We start from the raw sequence: 26002 nt of genomic DNA on the forward strand, positions 1-26002 counted from the left end.
CTATTTCTGGGGTCTACTGGGCTGAGTAATCGTGAGCAGGGTACCCGACCTCACGGCGTCTCGGTCCACAGCGCAGTGTCGCCCCCGTCGCTGCGTTCTGTCGCGGGGCCTGGTGATCGATCTGGGGAGATCCATCGGGCCCCGCGAACACCTCTCCGGTGGCGGCGCCCACTCAGCGCCCCCGCGTAGACTGGGGGGAACACCCCCGGAGGATTCTCGATCTTCATGTCTGCCCCTGCCCGCGCGTTCACCGTGCGTCACGTTCAGCTGCTGCGCGCGCTCTTCGCCGCCGCCGCAGCCGTGATGATCACCTTCTCGCCCGATCACTCGGCGGCCGTCGGTCTCTCCGTCTTCAGCGGGTTCGTGCTCACGACCGGCCTCGTGATGATCGTCGCCACGTGGCTCGTCTATCCGGCCGGCCAGCGCTGGCCGTCCGTCGTCTTCGCGCTGCTGAGCTTCGTCGCCGGCATGACGGCCGGTGTGCCCGCATGGCGAACCGAAGACGTCTTCTTCGTCGTCGTCATCGCCTGGTCGGTGACGACCGGCATCCTCGAACTCGTCGTCGGGCTGCGTGCGCGCAGAGCCGGCGAGGCGAACGCACGCGACTCGATCACCCTCGGCGCGTTCGGGCTGCTCTTGGCCGTGCTGCTGATCGCGATCCCGGCCGGCTTCGTGCAGCCGTACGAGATCGACGGAGCCGGTGCGTTCCAACTCACCGGCATCATCCTCGGCGTCGGCATGTTCGGCGGATATGCGGCGATCGTCGCCGTCTTCCTCGGCATCGCCGGTCTCACCCCGAAGCGAGCGGATGCTGTCGCCGAGGGTCGCACGACCGAGAACGACCCCGCCCCCGCCGGGCACGGAGGAGAGCGATGAGCGACGAGAAGCCCACCCGGCGCGACATCCTGCGCCCTCTGCACCTGCTGGGAATCGCTCTCGGCTGCGGAATCTTCGCCGCCGTGGTGACGCTCGTGTCGACGGGAGCGTTCACCGCCCGCGTCAACAACGCGATCGCCAGCGGCACCTACGACGGTCTCACTCCGATCGCGCTCGGTCTCGTGGTGGGCGGCGGGGCGTTCATCGTCACGCTGCTGTTCCTGGCGATGCTGATCCTCGTGGTCGACCCCGCCGACGTCGCCAAGACGGTCGACCGTCCCGTGCTCTTCGACCCTGAGTCGTCAGACGAACCCGACTCCGACAAGCCGGACCGCACGTCGTCCTCCTCCTGACATGATGATCGCGGGTTTCTCCGACCCGACCGGAATAGCCCCGGGCTGATGCGTGGCCCGCCCGATGCGTGGTCAATAAAGCGTCCGAATCGTCCGATTGCGATGCGTTTTTGACCACGCGCCGACTATGCGGTGCGTTTTCGACCATGCACGGTGCGGCGCACTCCGCAGAGCCGCGCCCGTAGCGTTCGGCGGGTTACTTCGCGAGCTGCTCGGCGATGCCGGTGTACGACGCGGGGGTGAGTGCGAGCAGACGCTGCTTCGCGGCGTCGCCGATCTCGAGCCCGTCGACGAACTTCGCCAGCTCTGCAGCGCCGACGCGGTGTCCTCGGGTCAGCTCCTTGAGCAGAGCGTAGGGGTCGGTGATCGACGAGCGACCGGCGACGACCTCGGCGCGGATGACGGTCTGGATGGCCTCTGCGAGAACCTCCCAGTTCACGTCGAGATCGGCGAGCAGCACGTCGCGCGAGAGCGAGATCGCGTTCAGTCCGCGGCGCAGGTTGTCGATCGCGAGCAGCGAGTGACCGAAGGCGACGCCGATGTTGCGCTGCGTCGTCGAGTCGGTGAGGTCGCGCTGCAGGCGGCTCGTGACGAGGGTCTGGCCGAGCGATGCGAGCAGAGCACCCGAGATCTCGAGGTTCGCCTCGGCGTTCTCGAACCGGATCGGGTTGATCTTGTGCGGCATCGTCGACGAGCCGGTCGCACCGGCGACGGGGATCTGTGCGAAGTAGCCGAGCGAGATGTAGGTCCAGATGTCGGTCGCGAGGTTGTGCAGGATCCCGCCGGCGTGACGCACCCGGTCGTAGAGCTCGACCTGCCAGTCGTGCGACTCGATCTGCGTGGTCAGCAGGTTGAAGCCGAGACCGAGACCCTCGATGTACTCACGCGAGATCGTGGGCCAGTCGGCGTCGGGGTCGGCCGCGAGGTGCGCAGACCAGGTGCCGGTCGCGCCCGAGAACTTGGCGAGGTAGTCGGATGACGCGATCTGGGCGCGCACGCGCTCGAGACGCCACGCGAAGACGGCGATCTCCTTGCCCATGGTCGACGGGGTGGCCGGCTGTCCGTGGGTGCGGGAGAGCATCGCGGCATCCGCGTGCTCGGCGGCCAGTTCACGCAGCTTGGCGATCACGACGTCGAGCGCGGGGAGCCAGACCTCTTCGACCGCGCGCTTCACGGTGAGCGCGTACGAGGCGGAGTTGATGTCCTCACTCGTGCAGGCGAAGTGCGTGAGCTCGGCGATGCTGTCGAGGCCGAGCGCGCTCAGGCGATCGCGCACCAGGTACTCGATCGCCTTGACGTCGTGCTGGGTGACGGCTTCCTTCTCGGCGAGCCAGTCGATCTCGGCCTGTCCGAAGTCCCGGTAGAGGGCGCGCAGCCGCTCTTTGTCGGCATCCGACAGCGGGCTCGTCTCGAAGAGCGAGCGGTCGGTGAGCGCGATCAGCCACTCCACCTCGACCTCGACCCTGGCGCGGTTCAGACCCGCCTCCGAGAGGAAGTCGGCGAGGCCGGTGACGGCGCCGCGATAGCGACCGTCGAGGGGGCTCAGGGGCTGGGGCGGGAGCGAAGGCTGGAAAGTCAGGGGAGTCCTCCTGATCGGGCCCCGGGAGTGCGGGGCGTGCGGGGCTGGCGAAGAGCCGGCTCGAGCTGGCGGAACAGCCCGCGAGTCGCGGTCTCAATCATACCGAGCACCGAATCGAACATCTCGGCGCCGGCGTAGTAGGGGTCGGGCACATCCTGACTCCGGGCATCGGGGTCGAAGGCGAGCAGCAGGGTGACTTTGCCCTCTTCGTCCTCATCGTGCGCCCACTCACGCAGGATGCGCTCGTGCGTGCGGTCGAGGGCGACGACCAGATCGTTCTCCGAGAAGGAGGCGAAGGTGAACTGCTTCGCGCGATGCTGCGAGCCGTCGTAGCCGCGGCGGGCGAGGGAATCGAGCGTGCGATGATCGGCCCGTTCGCCGAGGTGCCAGTCACCCGTTCCGGCGCTGCGCGACACGATCCGCGAGCCGAGTCCCTGTCGCTCCGCGAGATCGCGGAACACCACCTCTGCCATCGGAGAGCGGCAGATGTTCCCCGTGCACACGAAGATCACGCGGAAGGGATCCGGGGATGTCACCGTCCTATTCTGCCCGTCGAAGGCCGATCGTGCGATGCCGGGTATCCCGGCCGGGCGTGGTGCACCCGTTCTGCACCACCGCAGGGGTCGAGCGATCCCCCCACGGTCTCCGCCGATCCGGGCGACTCCGATCTCGGACTCGGCGGGCCATGGCGGATGCTGGGCGCATGTACTCCTTTGCACTCACGCAGACCGGCGCGGGCGAGAGCGCCTGGGCGAGGGCGCAGACCCTGGCAGCCCTCCGCACCGCCGTCGAGGCGCTCGACGACGTGCGCGCGTCGCTCGCCGTCCTCGCCTCCGACACCGACTGGCACTCCGACGGAGTGCGCGCGATGCAGCGCTCGCTCGACGAGCTTCGACAGGGCGCTCGTGTCGAGGCGTCCGAGATGCGCAGCCGCGAATCCGAGGCTGAGCGGATCGACGCCTCGTGAGCGGGCTGACCATCGATCACGGCGGAGCGATCTCGGTCGACCCCGACGCGCTGCGCGACGTCGCTCGACGCGTGGATGCCGTCGCCTGCCGCTATGACGATGCGCACTCCGCGATCATGCGGGCGCATCGGATCATCGTCGACACTCCGGGCTTGAGCGCGCACGTCGACACGGTCGGGCTGTGGGCGTCGGGTCAGCATGTGTCTCGCCTGCACTCCGAGTGCCGGGAGACCGCCAGCTCCACCCTGCTCATGGCCGATGCCTACGAGTACGTCGAGCTGCGAGCCGAGGCCGAGATACTCGCGCAGACCGATCCGAGCACGGCGCAGCGGCTGTTGCGCCGTGCAGATCGGCTCGCGGCGTCGGATGACCGCATCCGGGCGACGGCCGATGAGGTGATCGCCCAGTGGCGCGCCGAGCGCTTCGAGGGACTGACCGGCAACCTCGTGACACCCGCGCTGTATGACGAGGTGTTCAGGACCGTGGCGATGGTGGGGGTGGTGTCGGGCTTGGGCAAGGTGCTCCCCGGCGAGACTCTGCGGGGCAAGGCCGACCCCGTCTCGGTCTCGCCGGTCAAGACGTCGTCACCCACCGGTGCGCCGTCGGGCCTGGCGGGAGCCTTCGGGCGCATGCCGACCACCGCGGGGGCGCAGGTCGCCGTCGAGAAGTACTCCTTCGCCGACGGCACGACGAAGTTCGTCGCCTATCTGGAGGGAACGCAGAGCGTCGGGTGGGGAGGAAAGGAGCCGTGGGACTCGAAGTCCAACCTCCAGCTCTACACCGGGCAGCGATCGGCGTCGTATCAGTCGACCCTCGACGCGCTCAAAGCTGCGGGTGCCGAGCCGGCAGACGAGGTCGACGTCGTGGCTCACTCGCAATCGGGGATGGTCGCCGCGCACCTCGCGATGGAGAGCGAGTTCGATGTGCAGATGCAGATCACCGCGGGGAGCCCGGTCGAGCCGACCCTCGACGACGATCAGACCATCATCCAGCTGCGTCACACGAACGACCCGGTCTCGGCGCTGGCCGGCGGAGGGTCACCCGAGGGCACAGGGTCGGACGGCAGCGTCACCATCTCGACGGAGGCGAACCCGAATGACACGCTCGATGACCTCGTGGTCGACGCGCATCACCTGGAGACGTACAGAGACACCGCGAGGTTCGCAGACGACCTGAGCGATCCCCGGATGGACGCGGTGGACGAGTTCTGGAGAGAGCTCGACGCGGCCGAGGTGATCGAGCGCACCGAGTATCAGGCCGAGCGCATCGAATGAGGGACGCGCCGGGGATGCGCGGGTCTCTCCGTCAGTCGCGGCGCTGCTTCTTGCTCTGCGGGCGCAGGATGAAGCCGAAGACGCCGTTGATCAGCGAGATGATGAGCGCGGCGAGCACGCCCCACCAGAAGCTGCCGACCGTGAGACCCCAGTCGAAGCTGCTCGTGATCCAGGCGGTGAGCCACAGCAGGAACCCGTTGATCACGAACCCGATGAGACCGAGGGTGAGGATGTACAGGGGGAACGCGACGATCTTCACCACCGTGCCGATGAAGGTGTTCACGAGCGCGAAGATCGCGGCGACCGCGAGCAGGGTCAGCACGAGCTGCAGGGTCTCGCCCGGCGCGAACGCCGTGATCTGCACCTGCAGGGCGGGGATCAGCGTCACGACCCACAGGGCGAACGCGTTGACGACGACTCGGATGATGAAGCGCATAGTCATCCCAGTCTTCCATGCGAGGTGCACGAAGACACTCGCCAATCTCTCGACCGCTATCGGTCGCCTGCGGCACCGGGAAGGCGCAGAATCTAGACTCATCCTTGTGACCGACCCGATCCTGCCGCGCATCCGCCCCGCCATCGCCGCCCTGGCGCCGTACCGACAGGGCAAGCAGGCGGGCCCCGACGCCTACAAGCTCTCGAGCAACGAAAACCCGTTCGAGCCGCTTCCCTCCGTCGCCGCGGCGCTGCAGCACACGACGCCGATCAACCGCTACCCGGATGCCACCGCCGGTCGGCTGCGCGAGCGGCTGGGCGTCCGCTACGCGGTCGCTCCCGAGCAGGTGCACGTCGCCGCGGGCAGCGTCTCGATCCTCCACCAGCTGATCCTCGCCACCTCTTCGGTCGGCGACGAGGTCGTCTACGCGTGGCGCTCGTTCGAGGCCTACCCGAGCCTGCCGCTCGTCGCCGGTGCGACCGGAGTGCAGGTGCCTCTGACCGCCGACTCGCGCCACGACCTCGACGCGATGGCCGATGCGGTGACCGAGCGCACCCGCGCGGTCATCCTGTGCACCCCGAACAACCCGACCGGGCCGATCATCACGAGCGACGACTTCGCGACGTTCGTCGAGCGCGTCCCCACCGACGTGCTGATCATCCTCGACGAGGCCTACGCCGAGTTCGTGACCGCGCCGGGCGCGGTCGACGGCCTCGCAGAGCGCGTCTTCGAACGGCATCCGAACGTCGTGGTGCTGCGCACCTTCTCGAAGGCCTACGGTCTCGCGGGCCTGCGCATCGGCTACGCGATCGGCAACGAGAAGGTGCTCGACGCCGCGCGCACCACCGGCATCCCGCTCTCGGTGACGTCGGCGGCCGAGAACGCCGCGATCGCCAGCCTCGATGCCGAGTCCGAGCTGCTCGAGCGCGTCGCGGTGATCGTCGAGCGCCGCACCCGTCTGGTCGAAGGCCTCCGCACGCAGGGCTGGGACGTGCCCGACAGCCAGGCCAATTTCATCTGGCTGCCCACCGGCGAGCGCACGGTCGAGGTCGCGGCGGCGTTCGTCTCGGCCGACCTCATCGTGCGCCCTTTCCCGGGCGACGGCATCCGCATCTCGGTCGGCGAAGAAGCATCGGTCGATCGCGTTCTCGAGGTCGCCGCGACGCAGCTCTGACGGGCTCGGGGCGCCCTGTTCTCCGGTTTCCCGGCAGATGCGAGGACGTCCTAGGTATGCGTGCCCGAGCATGCGCACGGCGGTAGCGTGGCACCGTGACCTTGCCAGAGACTGAACTCGTACGCGTCCTGGATCAGGACGGCCGCTTCACGCCGAGTCCGGCTGCCGAGCAATACCTGTCGCTGATCGAGGCGATCAGCGACGCCGAGCTCGAGCAGTTCTACCGCGACATGGTGGTCATCCGCGCGATCGACACCCAGGCGACCAACCTGCAGCGTCAGGGGCAGCTCGCCCTGTGGCCGCCGAGCCGTGGGCAGGAGGCCGCTCAGGTCGGTTCCGCCCGCGCCGCCCGCGCGCAGGACACCATCTTCCCGTCGTATCGCGAACACGCCGTGACGCGGATCCGCGGGGTCGACCCCGTCGACATCATCAAGCTCATGCGCGGCGTCTCGCATGGCGGCTGGGACCCGACCGACCCGAAGAACGGCAACACCCGCCTCTACACTCTCGTTCTCGGCTCGCAGGTGCTGCACGCCGCCGGATTCGCCATGGGGCTCAACTTCGATGAGCGATCCGGCACCGGCGACCTCGACAAGGACGAAGCGGTCATCGTCTACTACGGCGACGGGGCATCGAGCCAGGGCGACGTGCACGAGGCGATGGTCTTCGCGGCGAGCTACCAGGCGCCCACCGTGTTCTTCCTGCAGAACAACCACTGGGCGATCTCCGTGCCCGTGTCGACGCAGTCGCGGGTGCCGCTCGTCGAGCGCAGCGCCGGCTACGGCATCCCCAGCGTGCGCGTCGATGGCAACGACGTGCTCGCCAGCTACGCCGTCTCGCGAGTCGCCCTCGACGAGGCCCGCAGCGGTGGGGGTCCCCGTGCGATCGAGGCGGTCACCTACCGTCTCGGCGCGCACACCACCAGCGACGACCCCACGAAGTACCGCGGCTCCGACGAAGAGCAGTCATGGGCGCAGCGCGACCCGATCGATCGCATGCGCGCGTTCCTGGAGAACAGGGGAGCGGCCGGGCAGTTCTTCACCGATGTGGACGCCGAGGCGGCAGACGCCGCCGAAGACCTGCGTTCGCGCAGCGTCGAACTCGGGTCGCCCACCGCAGACCTGATCTTCGACCATGTGTACAGCGACCCGCATCCGCTCATCGCGGAGGAGAAGGCCTGGCACAGGCAGTACGAGGCATCGTTCGAAGGAGACAGCAAGTGACCCTCGAGACGATGCCCCTCAGCAAGGCCCTCAACTCGGGCCTGCGCCGGGCCATGGAAGACGACTCCAAAGTCCTGCTCATGGGCGAGGACATCGGAAAGCTCGGCGGCGTCTTCCGCGTGACCGAGCACCTGCAGCGCGACTTCGGCGACAAGCGCGTGCTCGACACGCCGCTCGCCGAGTCGGGGATCGTCGGAACGGCGATCGGGCTCGCGATGACCGGGTTCCGCCCGGTGATCGAGATCCAGTTCGACGGATTCGTGTTCCCCGCGTTCGACCAGATCACGACACAGCTCGCCAAGCTCACCAACCGGCACGAGGGCAAGCTGAGCCTGCCGATCGTGATCCGCATCCCCTACGGCGGACACATCGGTGCCGTCGAGCACCACCAGGAGAGCCCGGAGGCGTACTTCGCGCACACTCCCGGACTGCGGGTGGTCTCGCCCTCCACGCCGAACGACGCGTACTGGATGATCCAGGAGGCCATCGCGTCGAACGACCCGGTCATCTTCATGGAGCCCAAGAGCCGCTACTGGCAGAAGGGCGAGGTCGAGCTCGACGCCTCGGCCGCCCCGCTGCACTCGTCTCGCGTCGTGCGCACCGGCTCGGACGTGACGCTCGTCGGACACGGCGCGATGGTGACGACGCTGCTGCAGGCGGCCGCGCTCGCCGAGGCCGAGGGCACCAGCTGCGAGGTCGTCGATGTGCGTTCGCTGTCGCCGGTGGACTACGAGCCGATCCTGAGCTCGGTGCGCAAGACCGGACGCATGGTCTACGCGCAGGAGGCGCAGGGCTTCGTCAGCATCGGCAGCGAGATCGCGGCCACGGTCATGGAGCGTGCCTTCTATGCACTCGAGGCCCCGGTGCTGCGGGTCTCGGGGTACGACACCCCGTTCCCGCCCGCGAAGCTCGAGGGCACCTACCTTCCGGATGCCGACCGCATCCTCGAGGCCGTCGACCGCTCCCTCGCCTACTGATCTCACCCCGATCTCGCCGTTCCGAAAGGACCGCACATGAGCACGCAGAACTTCAACCTCCCCGATGTGGGCGAGGGCCTGACCGAGGCCGAGATCGTGGCGTGGAAGGTCGCGCCCGGTGACACCGTCGCCATCAACGACGTGATCTGCGAGATCGAGACGGCCAAGTCGCTCGTCGAGCTGCCCTCGCCGCACGCCGGCGTCGTCGGTGAGCTGCTCGCCGCAGAGGGCGCGACGGTCGAGGTCGGCTCGCCGATCATCACCTTCGTGACGGATGCCCGTGACGATGCCGGTCCGGGCGTGATCGCCACGGCTGAGGCTCCCGCGCCCGAAGAGGGTGGCGGCTCGGTGCTCGTCGGCTACGGCACGGGCGGCGGTGCAACCTCCCGTCGCAAGCGACCGGCCGAGCGCCCCGTCCGCTCGTCGGTCGGTGTGATCGCGAAGCCGCCGATCCGCAAGCTCGCTCGCGACCTGGGCGTCGACCTCACGACCGTCACGCCCACCGGCGCCGACGGCGAGGTCACCCGCGACGACGTGATGACCCACGCACAGCAGGCCAGCGTCTTCCGCAACATCGAGACGCCCGAGTGGGGTGCCGTGCGCGAGGAGACCGTGCCCGCGCCGCAGAGCACCCCGTCGGGTCTCGCCCGCGGGCTGTCGCCGGCGCCGGCATCCGCCTCCGGCCGGAGCGACGATCGCACCGAGTCGATCCCGGTCAAGGGAGTGCGCAAGGCGACCTCGTCGGCGATGGTGCAGAGCGCGTACTCCGCCCCGCACGTGACGGTGTGGAAGGAGATCGACGCGAGCCGCACGATGGAGCTCGTCAAGCGTCTCAAGGCGTCGCCCGACTACGCCGACATCCGCGTCTCCCCGCTGCTGATCATGGCCCGTGCCGTGATCTGGGCTGCGCGTCGCACGCCGATGGTCAACGCCGCCTGGATCGAGACCGAGGGCGGCGCCGAGATCGCTGTGCGCCACTACGTGAACCTCGGCATCGCCGCGGCCACGCCTCGCGGTCTGCTCGTGCCGAACATCAAGGACGCGCAGGATCTCAGCATGAAGGACCTCGCCCGCGCGCTGAATCGGCTGACGCTCACCGCCCGCGAGGGCAAGACGAGCCCGGCCGACCAGCAGGGCGGCACGATCACGATCACCAACATCGGTGTCTTCGGGATGGATGCCGGCACGCCGATCATCAACCCCGGCGAGGCGGGCATCGTGGCGATGGGCACGATCAGCCAGAAGCCGTGGGTCGTCGACGGCGAGGTGCGCCCCCGCTGGGTCACCACGGTCGCCGGATCGTTCGACCACCGCGTGATCGACGGCGACGGCATGAGCCGGTTCATCGCCGACGTGGCATCGGTTCTCGAGGAGCCCGCGCTCCTCGTCGAGTGAGGTCCTCCGGCGTCCGCGCAGGGGAGACCAGGAGCATTCCCGCGGATGCCGGTGCCTCGCGCCCCGACATGTCGGCGGCTGCTAGACCGCTTCCGTTCTCGGAACGCGTGCCCGCTAGAGCCGTAGCTCCGCGAGGGTCGTGACGGCGGCGACGTCGGGGTCCCAGCGCCGCACCGCATGTGCGTGACCGTGGATGTCGCCGCCGATCAGGTCGAGCGCCGCCGCGAGGCCCGGGACCCGCAATCTGCGGGCGAGCGCGACATGCGGCATCCACTCGCCCGGCGCGGTGTGCGGGGCATCATCTCCGGGCCCGACGGCGGCGAGGATACTCTCGCGGAGGTCCAGCAGTTCCGCACTGGGAACGACGCTCCGGGCCAGCACGCGACGCTCGCCGCTGCCGAAGAGCAGGGGCGCCCCGAGTGTCAGGGGGAAGGACGCGATGTCTGCCAGGCGCCCCAGGTCCACTTTCGACAGGCCGATGCGTGCGACCAGCGTGACGTGAGGGCGGTTGCTCGCGGATGTGTGCCCCGCCAGGCTCGAGAGCCCGCGTGCGGCGAGGGCATCCCACTCGGCACGGACGGCGGCCTCCGCATCCGGGTCGAGGAGCAGCTCGATCGACGAGGGGGAGTGCCGAGGCTCTGGTTCCTGCACTGCGCTCAGCCGACCGCGCTGAGTCGCCGCTCCGCCAGCAGCGGCACGGCCACCTCGCGGGCGGCCATGCGGGCGGTGGTGACGGCCCCGATCGAGACGACCTCGGCGCCGAGCGTCGAGGCGAGGATCTCGGGCGCCGGCAGGTGCAGTTCGGTCGGCACGACCTCGCGCGCGGCGGCGATCACGGGAGCGACGCTCTCGGCGACTGCGCCGCAGACGATCACGCGCGTCGGGTCGTACATGCTTCCCAGAACGCCGACCACCCGAGCGAGGGTGGCGCCGACGCGCGAGGTCGCGAGCAGCGCATCGGCATCACCCGACGCGGCGGCTGTCAGCACGACGCGCGGATCCACGCGGTCGTCGTCGGCGAGGCGTCCGATCGGCGAGGTCGCGTCGACCTCGCCACTCGCGACGGCGGCACGCACCTCGTCCTGCAGGGCGTAGCTCAGACCGAAGGCCGATCCCACGCCCACGATGTGGTCGAACACGATGCCTTCGCCGACGCCGCCGTGCGCGCCGTGCAGCACGTGGCCGTCGACGACGACGCCCCCGCCGAAGCGCTCGCCGGCGAGCAGCGCGACGTAGTCCCGGCATCCCACTGCGGCCCCGACCGAGCCCTCGGCGATCGCGGCGAGCTGAGCGTCGTTCTTGATCTCGACGGCCGGCGCCCAGTCGGCCAGTGCGTCGGCGAGGCCCGGGTTCGTGCGCTCCCAGAAGCCGTCGGGATGCGGGGGAGAGACCCCTGCGCGATTCACGGGAGCGGCGACGCCGACGCAGATCGCGAGGATGTCATCCTTCGAGACGCCCGCCTCGGTGAGCGCCTGCTCCATCCGGCCGAGCACCGTCGCGCGCCGCGCCGCCGCCGATTCGGTCGAGTCGATGTCCGTGCGGTGGTGCACGAGTGTGCGGTCGAGCAGATCGGAGACGGTGACGGCGACATGGTTGTCACCGGCATCCACGCCGAGCACGACACCGAGATCGGATGCCAGCACGAAGCGTCGCGCGGGGCGCCCTGCGCGGTAGCTGCCTGCGGCCCTCGCGTTCGGAAGCTCACGGAGCACGGCCGCGCTGACGAGGGTGTCGATCGCGTCGATGGCCGTCGAGCGCGTCAGAGACGTCGAGGCCATGACGTCGGTGGCGGTGAACTCGCCCGCCGCCCAGGCGAAGTCGAGCACGGCGCCGACGCTGGCTCGCCCGGTGCCCAGACCTGCGGAGACTTCTGTCACGGGTCTTGACCTCACTCTCGTCCACATGAGACAGTACCGTTCATCGAAGTAAATTCGCTCACTAGATTTAGTCTGCGGATCTACAGGACGAAAGGACAACGGTGTCTGTGAAATCCCCCTCCGTCGCACGAGTGGCCGGTGCTGCCATGGCGCTGGCGCTCGTCGGCTCCGCCCTCACCGCCTGCGCACCCGGCGGCGGCACCGAGACCATCCGCTTCACGTTCAACAAGCGTGAGGCGATCGGCTTCATGACCGACCTCGTCGCCCAGTTCAACTCGTCGCAGAGCGACGTGCGGGTCGAGATCGACACCTCGGGGCCGGACGTGATCTCGGCCAGCTTCGTGCGGGGCAATCCGCCCGACCTCATCCTCGGCAACTACAACTACGAGATCGCGCGGTTCGTGCAGCGGTGCACCCTGACCGATCTCTCCGACACCGACGCCGCCGCATCCGTCCGCGACGATCTGCAGCCGCTCATGGACCAGTACGGGTCGTGCGAGGGCCGCACCAGCGCCTTGCCGTACTCGGTGATGGCGGCATCCGTCATCTACAACAAGGAGATCTTCGACGCCCAGGGGCTCGAGGTCCCGCAGACCTGGGACGAGCTGATCGCGGTCTGCGACCAGCTGAAGGACGCAGGGATCGACCCGTTCTACGCGACGTTCAAGGATGACTGGACCGTGGGCCAGGGGTGGTATGACTACTCGATCGGAGGATCGGTGGACACGATCGAGTTCTTCGACGCGATGGCCGACGAGGGTGCCGCCGTCGGCCCCGACTCGCCCGTCTCGTTCGAGAAGGACTTCGCCGAGCCCATGGATCAGATGATGCAGCTCGCGAACGACTACACGAACGAGGATGCCGAGAGCCGGGGATACGGCGACGGCAACCTGGCGTTCAGCAAGGGCGAGGCTGCGATGTACATGCAGGGCCCCTGGGCGTTCAGCGAGATCGCGAAGACCGCACCCGACCTCGAGCTCGGCACGTTCCCGCTGCCGATGACCGATGATCCGGCCGACCTCGGTGTGCGCGTGAACATGGACCTCGGCGCGATGATCCCCGAGGGATCGAACCACCAGGAGGCGGCACGCGAGTTCCTCGAGTACCTCTATCTGCCCGAGAACATCGAGGCGTACAACGCATCGCAGCTCGGCTTCACCCCGACGAAGGGTGCACCGGCTCCGGATGATCCCCGGATCGAGGGGATGATCGAGTACTACGAGAACGGGCAGATCTACCAGGGCCCCTCAGTGCTCGTGCCGAAGACGATCCCGGTGATGAACTACGCACAGGCGATGGTGCTCGGTGCCTCGACCACTTCGATGTTGCGCACGATGGACGCGGACTGGGCTCGCATCGCCTTCCGCGCACCGATCCCCAAGACCGATGATGCGGCAGCCGGCGAGACAGAGGAGTCCGCACCGTGAGCACCACCGCAGCCGCGAATGTGACGCGGCCGAACAGCCCGACCACCGACACGACCTCGATCGTCACGGGACAGGGCCGCAAGCTCCGTCGTCGCAAGGGGCGCGTCGAGCCGATCTACTACCTGTTCCTGCTTCCGACCCTCGTGATCTTCACCCTGGCGATCACCGTGCCCGCGGTCATGGGCATCTTCTTCAGCTTCACCGACTCGATCGGCATCGGGGAGTGGAGCTTCAGCGGTCTCACGAACTACATCGCGATGTTCAGCGATCCGGCCATCCTGCAGAGCTACCTGTTCACGTTCGGCTTCTCGATCGCCACGGTGATCGTCGTCAACGTGATCGCGTTCCTGCTCGCGGTCGGGCTGACCTCCCGCATCCGCTTCAAGACGGGGCTGCGCACGATCTTCGTGATCCCGATGGTGATCTCGGGCATCATCATCGCCTACGTCTTCAACTTCCTCTTCTCGAACTCCATCCCGGCCGCGGGCGCCGCCACCGGCATTCCGTGGCTGTCGACCAGCCTCCTCGCCAACCCCGATCTCGCCTGGGTCGCGATCGTGATCGTGACCGCGTGGCAGGCCGTTCCCGGCACGCTGCTGATCTACATCGCAGGTCTGCTCTCAGTGCCGAGCGAGGTCTACGAAGCGGCGAGCATCGACGGGGCGAACAAGAGGCAGCAGCTGTTCCGCATCACGCTGCCGCTCGTCGCCGGATACGTGGTGATCAACGTGATCCTCGGGTTCAAGGGCTTCCTCAACGCCTACGACATCATCGTCGGCCTCACCAACGGCGGTCCCGGCACCGCCACTCGCAGCGTCGCGATGACCATCATCGCGGGCTTCAACGGCGGCGACTACGCCTACCAGATGGCCAACGCGACGATCTTCTTCATCGTCGCCGTGCTCATCTCCCTGCTGCAGCTCTCGCTGACCCGCGGAAGGAACGCACTCTGATGTCGACGCAGACACTCACCACCATCCCCGCCTCGGGCAAGAAGCCGAGGGTCCGCATGGAGCGCGTCAACTGGTCGGGCACGATCATCCTGATCCTGTGCGCCGTCACGGTGCTGCTTCCGCTGTACGTGACGATGTCGATGGCGTTCAAGACCACGGGCCAGGCGGTCGACGGCAACGCCTTCTCGCTGCCGGCTCCGTTCAGCATCGACGGCTTCGTCGAGGCGTGGAACCTGACGAAGTTCCCCGTCGGAGCGGGCATCTCGCTGCTCGTCACGGCGGGCACGGTCATCGCGACCATCGTGCTGGCCGCGTTCGCGTCGTATGCGATCGTCCGCAACTGGGACCACCGCCTGTTCCGCTACTCGTTCTTCTACCTGCTGGCCGCGATGTTCATCCCGTTCCCGGTCGTGGCGCTGCCGCAGATCCAGCTGACCGGCTGGGTCGGTCTCGACAACCCGTTCGGGGTCATCATCCTCGCGACGATGTTCCAGCTGAGCTTCAGCGTGCTGTTGTTCACTGCGTTCCTGCGCTCGATCCCGATCGAGCTCGAGGAGAGCGCGCGCATCGACGGCGCCAGCACATGGCAGACGTTCTGGCAGCTGATCTTCCCGCTGCTCGCGCCGATGAGCGCCACGGTCGGCATCTTCGCCTTCCTCTACGCGTGGAACGACTTCATGATGCCGTCGCTGATCATCTCGGACCCGGCCATGCAGACCCTCCCGGTGCGGCAGAACCTATTCCAGACCCAGTTCAGCAACAACTACAACGTGTCGTTCGCCTCATACCTGATGGCGATGGCCCCGGCGATCCTGGCGTACCTGTTCACGCAGCGCTTCGTCATGGAAGGCGTCACGCAGGGCGCCGTCAAGGGCTGACGCCATCGCCATCGCGCGGACCGGCGAGAGTCGGTCCGCGCGCACCCCAGACCGCAACACGAAGGAGCAAGACCCCTCATGACCGATGCGCTTCTCACCGAGACCCGCGACGACAAGACGGCAGCATGGTGGCGACAGGCCGCCGTCTACCAGATCTACCCCCGCAGCTTCGCCGATGCCAACGGAGACGGACTCGGCGACATCCCGGGCATCGTCTCGCGCGCCGACTATCTGCGCGACCTGGGCATCGACGCGGTGTGGCTGAGCCCGTTCTACCCGTCGGCGCTGGCCGACGGCGGATACGACGTGGCCGACTACCGCAACGTCGATCCGCGTCTGGGCACGCTCGAGGACTTCGACGAGATGGTCGCCGCGCTGCACGAGCGCGACATCCGCGTGGTCGTCGACATCGTGCCGAACCACTCGTCCGACCTGCACGAGTGGTTCCAGGAGGCGCTCGCCGCCGGCCGCGGGTCGGCCGCCCGTGAGCGGTACATCTTCCGCGAGGGCAGCGGTCCCGACGGCTCGGAGCCGCCGACCGACTGGACCGCCGCGTTCGGCGGATCTGCATGGGAGCGCGTGGCGGACGGGCAGTGGTTCCTGCACAGCTTCGCTCCCGAGCAGCCCGACCTCAACTGGGACCACCCCGAGGTGCGCGAGGACTTCCTGAAGACCCTGCGTTTCTGGTCGGACCGCGGAGTCGACGGCTTCCGCATCGACGTCGCCCACATGCTCACGAAGGACCTCACCGAACCGCTGCCGAGCACCGCCGAGCTCGAGCTGCTGCCGCACGACGGCAACCACCCGCTGCACGACCGTGACGACGTGCACGAGGTGTATGCCGAATGGCGTCGGGTCTTCAACGAATACGACCCTCCCCGCACGGCTGTCGCCGAGGCCTGGGTGAGCACGCCCGAGCGTCGGGCGAAGTACGCCTCGGCTGAGGGGCTGGGTCAGGCGTTCAACTTCGATCTGCTCGTCGCCGACTTCGACGCGACGCAGTTCCGCACCATCATCGCCGACAACCTGGCGCAGTCGCAGGCGACGGGCTCATCGACGACGTGGGTGCTGTCGAACCACGACGTCACGCGTCACGCGACGCGCTACGGACTGCCGCAGCTCGGGGGACGCACCGGAGTGAAACAGGGTGTCGAATGGGTCTCCGCCGGGGGCCCGGAGGGCCAGCTCGACCGTGAGCGCGGCCTGCGCAGGGCACACGCCGCGACACTGCTGCTGCTCGGCCTTCCCGGCAGCACCTATCTCTATCAGGGCGAGGAGCTGGGGCTGCACGAGGTCGCCGATGTCGCGCCCGAGCAGCGTCAGGACCCGGCGTTCTTCCGTGGGGCCGTCTTCGACGGCCTGGGAAGGGACGGATGCCGTGTGCCGCTGCCGTGGACGGCATCCGGTCCCTCGTTCGGATTCGGCTCCGGCGACGCGCACCTGCCGCAGCCCGCCTGGTTCGCCGAGTCCGCGGTCGATGTCGAGGCGGCCGACCCCTCGTCGACACTCGCGCTGTACCGCGAGGCGCTGCGCCTGCGCCATGAGCTGCAGACGGAGGAGAGCCTCGAGTGGATCGAGACCGGGCGCGCCGACGTGCTGCGCTTCGCTCGCCCGAACGGCTGGCAGATCGTCACCAACTTCGGCTCGGAGCCGTTCGACCTCGGGGCGGATGCCGCAGACGTCGTGCTCGGCTCGGTCGTCGACGGCGCCCTGCCCGGCGACTCGACCGTCTGGATCGCGCCCGGCCTCATCGGCTGAGCAGGTTCCACTGAGTCGTTTGCAGGACGAGAGCACGGGTGCAGGACGAGAACACGGTTTCTCGTCCTGCATCCGAGCTGCGGTCCTGCAGACGGCGCGGTGGCGAGCCGACCCGACATCAGGGCGGCGAACGGCCGATTTGATAATGGTTCTCATTAGCGTTTAGAGTGAGAGCATGAAGAAGCAGTTCGTCGCCCTCGCCCTCGCATCCGTCGCCGCGCTCTCGCTGGCCGGATGCTCCACCACTCCCGCAGCGGGCGAGGGTGCCGGCGACACCGTCACGGTCGCTGCGAGCACCAACGTCTACGGCTCGCTCGCCGCGCAGATCGGCGGCGACCGCGTCGACGTGACCTCGATCATCACCTCGGCCACGCAGGACCCGCACTCGTACGAGGCATCGGCCCGCGACCGGCTCACCGTGCAGAAGGCCGACCTCGTGATCGAGAACGGCGGCGGCTACGACGGCTTCATCGACACGCTGCTGCAGGATGCGCAGGACGTGCACGTGGTCAGCGCCGTCGAGTTCTCGCACGACTTCCCCGGCAACGAAGGCCACTCCGACGAGGAGGGCGCGACCGAGGAAGACCACGACCACGATCACGATCACGCCGAAGGTGACGAGGGCCACGAGGGTCACAACCACATCGAGGGCTTCAACGAGCACGTCTGGTTCGACCCGCACACGATGATCCACGTCGTCGAGGCCATCGCCGACGAGCTCGCCGCCATCGATCCGGACGGCGAGGCGGAGTTCACCGCCAACGCCGAAGAGATCGTCGCCGACCTCGAGGGCTTCGAGGCCGACCTCGGGACGCTGAAGACGGATGCCGCCGGCGCGAACGTGATCATCACCGAGCCGCTGCCCGGCTACATCGCCACCGCCGCCGGACTCACCGACGTCACGCCCGAGGGGTTCGCCGAGGCCGTCGAGGAGGGCAGCGATGTCGCCCCTGCGACGCTGCTCGACACCCTCAACGTCGTCGACGGCGGCGATGTGGCGGCCGTGCTCACGAACGCGCAGACCGGTGGAGCCGAGACGCAGCGCGTCGAGGATGCCGCGACCGCGGCCGGCATCCCTGTCGTCGCCTTCACGGAGCTGCTGCCCGAAGGATCGTCGTACTCTGAGTGGATGAGTGACGCGATCCAGAGCCTCGCCGACGCGCTGCAGTCGTGAGCGCCGCCGCCGACGCGCGGGCGGGAGCCGAGAAGTCGAACCCGGTGCTCGAAGTGCGGGGAGCCGCGCTGCAGCGCGGTGACCGCGAGCTGTGGTCGGGACTGGACCTCACGGTCGAGCCCGGCGAGTTCATCGCCGTGCTCGGTCCGTCTGGTTCGGGCAAGACCACGCTGCTGCGCAGCATCCTGGGCCTGCAGCCGCTGTCGGCCGGCGAGATCACGGTCGCGGGCGAACCCGTGCGCAAAGGGAATCCGCGCATCGGATACATCCCGCAGCAGCGCTCACTCGCCCCCGACACGAGCATGCGGGCCCGCGACCTCGTCGCACTCGGCGTGCAGGGCAGCCGCTTCGGATTCCCGATCCCGCACCGGGGCGACCGGGCCAAGGTCGATCAGCTGCTGACCTCGGTCGGAGCCGCGCACTATGCCGATCGCCGTGTCGGGCTGCTGTCGGGCGGTGAGCAGCAGCGGCTGCGCGTCGGCCAGGCGCTCGCCGACGAGCCGACCCTGCTGCTGTGCGACGAGCCGCTGTCGAACCTCGACCTCGCGAATCAGGTCGCCATCACCGACATCATCGACCGCCAGCGTCGCGATCGCCGCGCCGCCGTGCTGTTCGTGACCCACGACATCAACCCGATCCTCGGCCGCGTCGACCGCATCCTCTACATCGCGGGCGGCCGCTTCGTGCTCGGCACCCCCGAAGAGGTGCTGCAGACGCGGGTGCTCACCGAGCTCTACGGCACCCCGGTGTTCGTGCTGCGAGCGGGCGACCGGCTGGTCGTCGTCGGAGTGCCGGACGCCGAGCCCCACCATGAGCACGCGCACGATCACGACCACGGAGGTGCCGCATGAACGTCATCACCGGCATCGTCCCCGCGGTCGACTGGAGCGACGTCTTCTCGTTCCAGGACTACGGCGAACTCGTCGCTCTGCTCGCGAACTCGATCATCGCGGGAGCGGTGCTCGGCATCGTCGGAGGACTCATCGGCGTCTTCGTGATGCAGCGCGACCTCGCGTTCGCGGTGCACGGAGTGAGCGAGCTGTCGTTCGCCGGGGCCGCCGCGGCGCTGCTGTTCGGCGGCAGCGTGGTCGTCGGGTCGCTCGGCGGCGCCCTGGTCGCGGCGATCCTGATCGGCATCCTCGGCGCCAAGGCCCGCGACCGCAATTCGATCGTCGGAGTGCTGATGCCGTTCGGGCTCGGCCTCGGCATCCTGTTCCTGTCTCTCTACGACGGGCGCAGCGCCAACCGGTTCAGTCTGCTCACCGGGCAGATCGTCTCGGTCTCGAGCCCCGACCTCGGCTGGCTCCTGGGCATCAGCATCGTGGTGCTGCTCGGCCTGCTGCTCATGTGGAACCCGCTGCGCTTCGACTCGCTCGACCCCGAGTCCGCGGCCGCCCGCGGTGTGCCCACGCGGGCCGTCAGCCTGCTGTTCATGGTGCTGCTCGGCCTGATCGTCGCGGTCAGCGTGCACATCATCGGCGCCCTGCTCGTGATGGCGCTGCTCGTGACTCCCGCGGCCGCCGCGATGCGCGTCTCGGCCGGACCCGTCGCCGTGCCGCTGCTCGCCGCACTGTTCGGCTTCGTGTCGGCCGTCGGCGGCATCCTGCTGGCTCTCGCGGGCACTCTGCCGGTCAGCCCGTACATCACGACCCTGTCGTTCACGATCTACGTCGTGTGCTGGATCATCCAGCGCGCCCGCGGCGGTGTGCGACGAGTGCGGGCCTGACGTTCCCAGGGCCCGGCAAGGGCGGCGCGCCTAGAATCGTGGGTATGGCTCAGCGGAACACCTGGCAGCGCGATCGCGTGCGCGAAGCCCTCGCCGATGCGCGAGGGTTCGTCAGCGCGCAGAACCTGCATGCCTCGCTGCGTGACGACAACACCGGCATCGGCCTCGCCACGGTGTATCGCGCGCTGGCCGGGCTCGCCGCTGCGGGCGACGCCGACTCGCTGCAGAGCCCCGAGGGTGAGGCGCTCTACCGCGCCTGCACGACCCAGGGTCACCACCACCACCTGATCTGCCGCAACTGCGGACTCACGGTCGAGATCGAAGCGACCGACGTCGAGCAGTGGGCGCACCGCACCGCGGCTCTGCACGGCTTCACCGATGCCGCACACGTCGTCGACATCTTCGGACTGTGCGCCTCCTGCACCAACAAGCGCGACGCCGAAGAGGCAGCGAACGCGTGACCACCCAGGCCGCTCCACGGACGGTGCACGCGCACCGACCCTCCCGATCGCCGCGCTCGCCGTGGATCGGAGTCGGCCTCGGCGCCGCGATCGTGGCCGCGCTCTTCCTGGTCGACCGGTTCCTGCCGACGCTCTTCACCGCGAGCCTGCCGAGCAGGGCGCAGGACGGGCTGACGCTCGCGCTGAGCGTGCTCATCGAGGCTCTGCCGTTCGTGATCCTCGGCGTGCTGCTGTCGATCGTCGTGCAGGTGTGGCTGCCGGCCGATGTGATCCACCGCTGGCTGCCGAAGCGCGCATGGGCGCGCCGTGCCGTGCTGTCGCTGCTCGGCATGCTCATCCCTGTGTGCGAGTGCGGCAACGTGCCCTTCGCGCGCGGCCTGATGATGCGGGGTCTCGCCCCCGCCGAGGCGCTCACCTTCCTGATCGCCGCCCCGATCGTCAACCCGATCGTCATCCTCACCACGCATGCGGCCTTCGGCTTCGACGACGGCATCCTGGTGGCGCGTCTCATCGGCGGCTACCTGATCGCCAACCTGATCGGCTGGATCTACAGCCGGCACCCCTCGCCCGACTCCCTGCTCACGCAGCGCTTCATCGACACCTGCGACCGCGTCACGCACGAGCACGGCACCCCTGTTCGCCGCAGCCTCACGCAGTTCCTCGTCGAGCTGCGCGCGGTCATGCCGGCCCTCGTGATCGGCTCGGCGCTCGCCGGGGCCGTGCAGGTGCTGATCCCGCGCGAGGTGCTGCTGGCCATCGGCTCGAACCCGGTGCTGTCGATCCTCGCGATGATGGCGCTCGCGATGACCGTCGCTATCTGCTCGAACGTCGACGCGTTCTTCGCACTCTCGTTCGCCTCGACCTTCTCGTCGGGCGCTCTCGTCGCGTTCCTGCTCGTCGGCCCCCTCGTCGACGTCAAGATGCTCGCGCTCATGCGCACGACATTCACCACCCGCACGCTCGCCGGCATCGTCGGCGTGGTGGTGTTCGCCGCCTTCGCGATCGGGATCGGGGTGAACGTCCTTGTCTGATCACACACCCACCTCTGACGCGCCTTCGCGCGCCCGGGCACTCGGCACCCGCTGGCTGGGCATCGGCCTCGCCACGGTCATCTCGGTCGTCACTCTCGGACTCGGCCTGACCGGACGACTGAACCTCTACATCAGCCCCGAATCGGTGTGGTTCGCGTGCGCCGCGGCCGTCGTGACGCTCGCGGGCGCGATCTGGTCGTGCACGCTGCCGCTCGGTGAAGAGGACGACCACGGTCACGACCATGGCGACAGCCACGAGGCGGATGCGGCGCCGACGCCGCGCCGCTCCCTCGCCCTGGCCGGCACGGTGACCGGCGGTGTCGTGGCCAGTGGCGTCGTGATCGCCGCGCTCGTGCTGCCTCCCGCATCGCTGTCGGTCGAACTCGCGATGTCGAGGGTCGGAGAGCAGACCGCCCTGTTCGCCGGGGCCGACGACGTGACCCTCGGCGTGGCCGACACCGCCACCTTCGGGGTCGGCGACTGGGCGAGCGTGTTCGCCACAGCGACCAACACCGCGGCCTACGACGGCAAGACGGTCACACTGACCGGGTTCGTCACCCCGACGGATGCCGACGGCGTCAACCTCACCCGCCTGGTCATCACGCACTGCGTGATCGACGCGCAGCCGGCGACCCTGCCCGTGACGATCGACGCCGGAGAGTTCGACACCGGCCAGTGGGTCGAGGTCGAAGGCACGGTCAAGGCGGATGCCGACGGCTCGCTGCACGTCGAACCGACGACCGTCACCGCGATCGACGAGCCTTCGGATCCGTATGAGTACTGACGACGAGCGCCGCGACGAGCCGGCGGTGCCGCGCACCCGGGCCGAGCTGCGTGCCGCGCGCGAGGCCGAGGCGGCAGCTGCCTCCCGTGCGTCGAACGAGGACGGCGGAGCCGACCGAGACGAAACGCCTCCCCGGTCGACACCGCGTTTCGTCTCGCCTGCGGCTCGCTCAACGACCAGTGAAGAAGCCGCTTCTCCCCGTGCGTCGAGCGAGGACGGCGGAGCCGCCCGAGACGAAACGCCTCTCGCGACAGGGCCGCGTGCCGTCTCACCCGTGGCCCGCTCGACGGGCGATGAGCGGCCGACGCGCTCGACCTTCGTCCCGCCGGATGCCGAGTCGACGACCACGCTCGCGGCGCACTCCTCGACCGACTATGCGCCCCCCGCGGCGGAGAAGCCCAAGGCGGAGAAGAAGCCGAAGCCCGCGAAGGCGCCCAAGCCCGCGAAGCAGCCGAAGGCGCCGAAGCCCGCGAAGCAGCCGAAGCCCGAGAAGGCCGCGAAGGCGCCCGCGCCTGAGAAGTCCGCCGCCTCGAGCGACCGCCGATTCCTGCTGGCGCTCGGCGCCGTGATGGGCATCCTCGTGCTCGTGGGTGCCGGACTCGGCGTAGTCAGCCTCACGCAGGGTCCGCGCATCACCGAGGTGCAGGTGAATCCGACCGAGGCGATCGAGGCCTCCGGCAGCCGTGTCATCCTCACTGCGAACCAGTCGCTGGCGGCGATCGACGAGTCTCAGGTCACGGTCGACCCCGCGGTGCCGTTCACCCTCGACGCCGCAGGTCGTGGCATCGGCATCCGCTTCACCGTGCCGCTCGATGACGACACCGAGTACACCGTGAAGGTCGCCGATGCCGTGGGCGCCGGAGGGGGCCCCAGCGCGACGCTCTCGACGAGCTTCTCGACTCCGGCGTCGAACATCTTCCTGCTGCGTCGAGATGCCGATGGCGACGACCAGATCTTCCGCACCGACCTGACGGGCGAGAAGGCGCAGCCCGTCTTCGCCGCCGACAGGATCAACGACTTCCGCGCGACCTCCTCGCAGCTCGTCGTCTCGGTCGAGGAGGATGAAGGCTCGAAGCTGCTCGTGATGGACCGTGACGGCCAGAACCCGCGCGAGCTCGAGCTCCCCGGCGTCGGATATGTGGGCGCGATCCAGGTCTCTGACCGCGGGGGCCTGGTCGGCTACAGCTACTCCGACAAGGAGCTCAGCGACACCGAGGGGCGCGCCAGCGTGCTCGTCACGCAGTCGCTGAGCGGCGACGACGAACCGGTGGTGACCGAGGTCGGCGACAAGGAGGCGAACATCTTCGTCTGGCAGTTCGTGCCCGACAGTGCCGCCGTGCTCTTCATCGACTTCGACGGTGCGCTCTCGCTGGTCGATCGCACGACCGACGCGGGGGTCCAGTCCCTCGGACTCGCGACGACCATTCAGGGCATCTCGCGAGGAACCTATACGGCGATCGTCGAGCGACTCGACGGTTCGGTGGTCGAGCTGAACCTCACCGACGGTTCGGAGGTGCCGCTCGAGGCGTCGACTCCCGACTACGGCTCCGCGATCACGATCACGCCCTTCCCCGGCGGCACGCTGCGCCACGTCGTCTCGCGCGACGAGAACGGGCTGCCCATCGGGCAGGCGGTCATCCGGGTCGACGAGGAGGGAGCCGCGACGCCTCTCGTCGAGGTGGACTCGACCGACTCGATCCTGCAGGCCTGCGCCTCACCCAGCGGCCAGTACGCCGCGGTCGTGATCGCGCCCGATCTGGCAGACAACCCTTACGACCAGATGCTGCTGCCACTGCCCGAGAACCTCGAGACGCACCTGCTCGACCTGCGCACGGGCGACGAGATCGTGGCGCTCACCGGCTTCGACGCGTCGTGGTGCCAGACGGCGCCGCAGTTCTGACCGCATGTCGACGGATGCCCTGCACCGAGCGACCCGCACCGAGCTGAGCGGGCTGCCGGTCGAGGTCGCACCACTTCTGCTCGGCGCCGAGCTGCGCACGGTCGTCGCGGGCTCCGAGGTGCGACTCCGGCTCACCGAGGTCGAGGCGTATCACGGCCAGGGCACCGGGCCGGAGGCCGATCCGGGCTCCCACGCCCGCATGGGCCGCACCGCACGCAACGCGACGATGTGGGGCGAGCCGGGCCATCTGTACGTCTACCTGAGTCACGGCATCCACTCGTGCGTGAACGTCGTCTCGGGGCTCGAGGGCCAAGCCGGCGGAATCCTGCTGCGCGCGGGCGAGGTCGTGCACGGAGCGGATGCCGCGGCCGTGCGCCGCCGCGCGACGACCCCGCTGACGGCGACGGCGCTGCGTGACCTCGCGAAGGGGCCGGGCCGATTCGGCCAGGCGGTGGGGCTGCGGCATCCGATCCACGACGGGATCGACGCGATCACCGGCGAGGAGTTCGAGGGTGCTCGCGCCGAGCTGTGGCTGCGCGACGAACCGATCACCGACGTGGCGACCGGCCCGCGAGTGGGCGTGGCCGGCGTGGCCGGCACCGCGGCGTTCCCCTGGCGCTTCTGGATCGCGGGCGACCCGACGGTCTCGACGTTCCGGTGGGGGAGAGGCGCTCAGGCCGAGTCTCTCGGCCCCGCCTGAGGCCAGCGCTCAGGCAGAGTCTCTCCAGACGACGGGCGTCGGCAGCATGATGCCCTCCCGCGGGCGCTGATCGTCGCGCAGCTGCGCGAGGACGGATGCCGCGGCCGCGGCCCCCAGCCCTTCGGCGGGCTGATCGACGGTCGAGAGCAGCGGGGTGGTGCGCGTCGCCCAGCTGCTGTTGTCGAAGCCCACGACGCCCACGTCGTCTGGCACCCGGCGTCCGGCTTCGCGAAGCGCCCACATCGCACCCGCGGCGACGGCATCCGACGCGGCGAAGACCCCGTCGATGTCCGGCGCCCGCTCGAGCAATCGCGTCATCGCCGCGGCTCCGTCGGCGTAGGAGTACAGCGGCACCTCTTCGACGAGGTCGGGGTCGAAGTCGTCGCCGAGCGCGTCGGTGAAGCCCGCGAGGCGGTCGGTGCCCGAATCCCGGTCGAGGGCGGCCGCGATCATGCCGACCCGTGTGCGCCCCGTCGCCAGGAGGCGTGAGGTGACAGCCTGCGCGGCGCCGCGGTTGTCGACGCCGACCCACGCCGCGTCGACATCGGGTGGGTGGCCGACATAGGTCACGGGCAGGTCGAGTCGCATGACGGCCTTGGTGATCGGGTCCTGTGCTCGCGCCGAGACGATGACGGCTCCGTCGACGAATCCGCCGTTGAGGTAGCGGGCGACGCGCTCGGTGTCGCGCACCGAGTCCACGACGAGGCACACCATCTGGTAATCGGCCTCGGAGAGGGTCTCGTTCGTGCCGAGCATGATCGCGCCGATGTTGGGGTCTTCGAGGAACAGCGCATGCGGCTCGTGCACGATGAACGCGATGGCCTGCGTGCGCTGACGCACGAGGTTCTGCGCGGCGGTGTTGGGCACGTACCCGACCTCGCGGATCGCGTCTTCGATCGCCGTGCGCGCGGAGTCGGACACATAGCCGCCGTTGATCACCCGGCTGACGGTTCCTCTCGAGACCCCGGCCACGCGCGCCACGTCGTGCACGGTGCTGCGACGACGGGCGGAAGTGCTCATGATCGACAGCCTAGCGACCCGGACTTGACGTGATTCACCGCGACATGCGACTATGTGTG

The 26002-nt window shown here is 68.9% G+C and carries 26 protein-coding genes; 20 read left to right on the forward strand and 6 right to left on the reverse strand.

The features are described 5' to 3' along the window. Positions 1-225: 225 nt before the first annotated feature. The gene (locus tag RU09_RS10865) at positions 226-876 is read left to right on the forward strand and encodes a hypothetical protein (protein ID WP_042540481.1); all 651 of its coding nucleotides are present in this window, start codon (positions 226-228) and stop codon (positions 874-876) included. Next, positions 873-1229 carry a hypothetical protein gene (locus tag RU09_RS10870; protein ID WP_042540483.1) on the forward strand — a complete coding sequence of 119 codons (357 nt, stop codon included), beginning with the start codon at positions 873-875 and terminating at the stop codon, positions 1227-1229. Before RU09_RS10865 ends, RU09_RS10870 begins: the two co-directional genes overlap by 4 nt. Before the next feature lie 196 nt (positions 1230-1425). Here the strand turns inward: RU09_RS10870 and purB are convergent, their stop codons facing one another. Together purB and RU09_RS10880 are read right to left on the reverse strand one after the other, a co-directional pair. Then, the gene (gene purB / locus RU09_RS10875) at positions 1426-2808 is read right to left on the reverse strand and encodes an adenylosuccinate lyase (protein WP_042540485.1); all 1383 of its coding nucleotides are present in this window, start codon (positions 2806-2808) and stop codon (positions 1426-1428) included. After that, positions 2805-3344 (reverse strand): low molecular weight protein-tyrosine-phosphatase, encoded by a 540-nt coding sequence (locus RU09_RS10880; RefSeq protein WP_194285977.1) that lies wholly within the window; start codon positions 3342-3344, stop codon positions 2805-2807. Before RU09_RS10880 ends, purB begins: the two co-directional genes overlap by 4 nt. A gap of 167 nt (positions 3345-3511) precedes the next feature. On the opposite strand from RU09_RS10880, the gene RU09_RS10885 reads away from it, so the two are divergent. Further along, a complete protein-coding gene (locus RU09_RS10885) occupies positions 3512-3775 on the forward strand; it encodes a hypothetical protein (protein ID WP_052492941.1) in 264 nt (87 codons plus the stop codon). Next, a complete protein-coding gene (locus RU09_RS10890) occupies positions 3772-5049 on the forward strand; it encodes a hypothetical protein (protein WP_042540491.1) in 1278 nt (425 codons plus the stop codon). The genes RU09_RS10885 and RU09_RS10890 overlap by 4 nt, the downstream gene beginning before the upstream one ends. A gap of 31 nt (positions 5050-5080) precedes the next feature. Here the strand turns inward: RU09_RS10890 and RU09_RS10895 are convergent, their stop codons facing one another. Further along, positions 5081-5485, reverse strand: coding sequence for a phage holin family protein (locus tag RU09_RS10895; protein WP_042540493.1), 405 nt, complete (start codon positions 5483-5485; stop codon positions 5081-5083). 106 nt (positions 5486-5591) lie between these two features. Here RU09_RS10895 and RU09_RS10900 point away from each other — a divergent pair, with 106 nt between their 5' ends. The 4 genes from RU09_RS10900 (at position 5592) to RU09_RS10915 (ending at position 10254) form a co-directional block, all read left to right on the forward strand. Continuing rightward, entirely contained in the window at positions 5592-6659 is a 1068-nt protein-coding gene (locus tag RU09_RS10900) for a histidinol-phosphate transaminase (protein WP_042540495.1), read from the forward strand. A gap of 95 nt (positions 6660-6754) precedes the next feature. Next, complete coding sequence (locus RU09_RS10905) at positions 6755-7882, forward strand: thiamine pyrophosphate-dependent dehydrogenase E1 component subunit alpha (RefSeq protein WP_042540497.1); 1128 nt, start codon at positions 6755-6757, stop codon at positions 7880-7882. Positions 7883-7893: 11 nt separating this feature from the next. Then, entirely contained in the window at positions 7894-8859 is a 966-nt protein-coding gene (locus RU09_RS10910) for an alpha-ketoacid dehydrogenase subunit beta (RefSeq protein ID WP_042540549.1), read from the forward strand. A gap of 36 nt (positions 8860-8895) precedes the next feature. After that, positions 8896-10254, forward strand: a complete 1359-nt coding sequence (locus RU09_RS10915; RefSeq protein ID WP_042540499.1) for a dihydrolipoamide acetyltransferase family protein — start codon at positions 8896-8898, stop codon at positions 10252-10254. A 114-nt stretch (positions 10255-10368) separates the two neighbouring features. Here RU09_RS10915 and RU09_RS10920 read toward each other — a convergent pair whose 3' ends face one another. After that, on the reverse strand, positions 10369-10905 hold the full coding sequence (locus RU09_RS10920) for a 2'-5' RNA ligase family protein (RefSeq protein WP_156145906.1): 537 nt from the start codon (positions 10903-10905) through the stop codon (positions 10369-10371). Between the two features lie 5 nt (positions 10906-10910). After that, positions 10911-12131 (reverse strand): ROK family protein, encoded by a 1221-nt coding sequence (locus tag RU09_RS10925; RefSeq protein ID WP_042540507.1) that lies wholly within the window; start codon positions 12129-12131, stop codon positions 10911-10913. 101 nt (positions 12132-12232) lie between these two features. On the opposite strand from RU09_RS10925, the gene RU09_RS10930 reads away from it, so the two are divergent. From RU09_RS10930 to RU09_RS10985, 12 genes are all read left to right on the forward strand, one after another. Continuing rightward, complete coding sequence (locus RU09_RS10930) at positions 12233-13558, forward strand: ABC transporter substrate-binding protein (RefSeq protein WP_376708815.1); 1326 nt, start codon at positions 12233-12235, stop codon at positions 13556-13558. Positions 13559-13617: 59 nt separating this feature from the next. Continuing rightward, a complete protein-coding gene (locus RU09_RS10935) occupies positions 13618-14511 on the forward strand; it encodes a carbohydrate ABC transporter permease (RefSeq protein ID WP_156145907.1) in 894 nt (297 codons plus the stop codon). Then, positions 14511-15389, forward strand: coding sequence for a carbohydrate ABC transporter permease (locus RU09_RS10940; RefSeq protein WP_042540511.1), 879 nt, complete (start codon positions 14511-14513; stop codon positions 15387-15389). Before RU09_RS10935 ends, RU09_RS10940 begins: the two co-directional genes overlap by 1 nt. 78 nt (positions 15390-15467) lie before the next feature. Next, positions 15468-17147, forward strand: a complete 1680-nt coding sequence (locus RU09_RS10945; RefSeq protein ID WP_042540512.1) for a glycoside hydrolase family 13 protein — start codon at positions 15468-15470, stop codon at positions 17145-17147. A 175-nt stretch (positions 17148-17322) separates the two neighbouring features. Next, positions 17323-18321 carry a metal ABC transporter solute-binding protein, Zn/Mn family gene (locus RU09_RS10950; protein ID WP_042540513.1) on the forward strand — a complete coding sequence of 333 codons (999 nt, stop codon included), beginning with the start codon at positions 17323-17325 and terminating at the stop codon, positions 18319-18321. Further along, positions 18318-19172: a metal ABC transporter ATP-binding protein gene (locus RU09_RS10955; RefSeq protein WP_042540515.1), complete on the forward strand. Its 855-nt coding sequence runs from the start codon at positions 18318-18320 to the stop codon at positions 19170-19172. Before RU09_RS10950 ends, RU09_RS10955 begins: the two co-directional genes overlap by 4 nt. Beyond that, positions 19169-20047, forward strand: a complete 879-nt coding sequence (locus tag RU09_RS10960; protein WP_197066007.1) for a metal ABC transporter permease — start codon at positions 19169-19171, stop codon at positions 20045-20047. Before RU09_RS10955 ends, RU09_RS10960 begins: the two co-directional genes overlap by 4 nt. Before the next feature lie 44 nt (positions 20048-20091). Then, the gene (locus RU09_RS10965; RefSeq protein WP_042540517.1) at positions 20092-20508 is read left to right on the forward strand and encodes a Fur family transcriptional regulator; all 417 of its coding nucleotides are present in this window, start codon (positions 20092-20094) and stop codon (positions 20506-20508) included. A gap of 23 nt (positions 20509-20531) precedes the next feature. Beyond that, positions 20532-21539: a permease gene (locus RU09_RS10970; RefSeq protein WP_042540554.1), complete on the forward strand. Its 1008-nt coding sequence runs from the start codon at positions 20532-20534 to the stop codon at positions 21537-21539. Further along, on the forward strand, positions 21532-22323 hold the full coding sequence (locus RU09_RS10975) for a TIGR03943 family putative permease subunit (protein WP_042540519.1): 792 nt from the start codon (positions 21532-21534) through the stop codon (positions 22321-22323). The genes RU09_RS10970 and RU09_RS10975 overlap by 8 nt, the downstream gene beginning before the upstream one ends. After that, positions 22313-24223: an Ig-like domain-containing protein gene (locus tag RU09_RS10980; RefSeq protein WP_052492942.1), complete on the forward strand. Its 1911-nt coding sequence runs from the start codon at positions 22313-22315 to the stop codon at positions 24221-24223. The genes RU09_RS10975 and RU09_RS10980 overlap by 11 nt, the downstream gene beginning before the upstream one ends. Before the next feature lie 4 nt (positions 24224-24227). After that, positions 24228-24923: a DNA-3-methyladenine glycosylase gene (locus RU09_RS10985; RefSeq protein WP_042540521.1), complete on the forward strand. Its 696-nt coding sequence runs from the start codon at positions 24228-24230 to the stop codon at positions 24921-24923. Positions 24924-24932: 9 nt separating this feature from the next. Here the strand turns inward: RU09_RS10985 and RU09_RS10990 are convergent, their stop codons facing one another. Beyond that, the gene (locus tag RU09_RS10990; protein WP_042540523.1) at positions 24933-25943 is read right to left on the reverse strand and encodes a LacI family DNA-binding transcriptional regulator; all 1011 of its coding nucleotides are present in this window, start codon (positions 25941-25943) and stop codon (positions 24933-24935) included. Positions 25944-26002: the final 59 nt, after the last annotated feature.

Origin of the sequence: Microbacterium sp. MEJ108Y, assembly GCF_000834175.1 — a bacterium.
Taxonomy (GTDB): domain Bacteria; phylum Actinomycetota; class Actinomycetes; order Actinomycetales; family Microbacteriaceae; genus Microbacterium; species Microbacterium forte.

Bases quoted from the DNA above. Each gene is read 5' to 3' on its own strand.
- RU09_RS10865 (WP_042540481.1), top strand. From the start codon at position 226: ATGTCTGCCCCTGCCCGCGCGTTCACCGTGCGTCACGTTCAGCTGCTG.
- RU09_RS10870 (WP_042540483.1), top strand. From the start codon at position 873: ATGAGCGACGAGAAGCCCACCCGGCGCGACATCCTGCGCCCTCTGCAC.
- RU09_RS10885 (WP_052492941.1), top strand. From the start codon at position 3,512: ATGTACTCCTTTGCACTCACGCAGACCGGCGCGGGCGAGAGCGCCTGG.
- RU09_RS10895 (WP_042540493.1), bottom strand. From the start codon at position 5,485: ATGCGCTTCATCATCCGAGTCGTCGTCAACGCGTTCGCCCTGTGGGTC.
- RU09_RS10910 (WP_042540549.1), top strand. From the start codon at position 7,894: ATGCCCCTCAGCAAGGCCCTCAACTCGGGCCTGCGCCGGGCCATGGAA.
- RU09_RS10915 (WP_042540499.1), top strand. From the start codon at position 8,896: ATGAGCACGCAGAACTTCAACCTCCCCGATGTGGGCGAGGGCCTGACC.
- RU09_RS10940 (WP_042540511.1), top strand. From the start codon at position 14,511: ATGTCGACGCAGACACTCACCACCATCCCCGCCTCGGGCAAGAAGCCG.
- RU09_RS10945 (WP_042540512.1), top strand. From the start codon at position 15,468: ATGACCGATGCGCTTCTCACCGAGACCCGCGACGACAAGACGGCAGCA.
- RU09_RS10950 (WP_042540513.1), top strand. From the start codon at position 17,323: ATGAAGAAGCAGTTCGTCGCCCTCGCCCTCGCATCCGTCGCCGCGCTC.
- RU09_RS10960 (WP_197066007.1), top strand. From the start codon at position 19,169: ATGAACGTCATCACCGGCATCGTCCCCGCGGTCGACTGGAGCGACGTC.
- RU09_RS10965 (WP_042540517.1), top strand. From the start codon at position 20,092: ATGGCTCAGCGGAACACCTGGCAGCGCGATCGCGTGCGCGAAGCCCTC.
- RU09_RS10980 (WP_052492942.1), top strand. From the start codon at position 22,313: ATGAGTACTGACGACGAGCGCCGCGACGAGCCGGCGGTGCCGCGCACC.
- RU09_RS10985 (WP_042540521.1), top strand. From the start codon at position 24,228: ATGTCGACGGATGCCCTGCACCGAGCGACCCGCACCGAGCTGAGCGGG.
- RU09_RS10990 (WP_042540523.1), bottom strand. From the start codon at position 25,943: ATGAGCACTTCCGCCCGTCGTCGCAGCACCGTGCACGACGTGGCGCGC.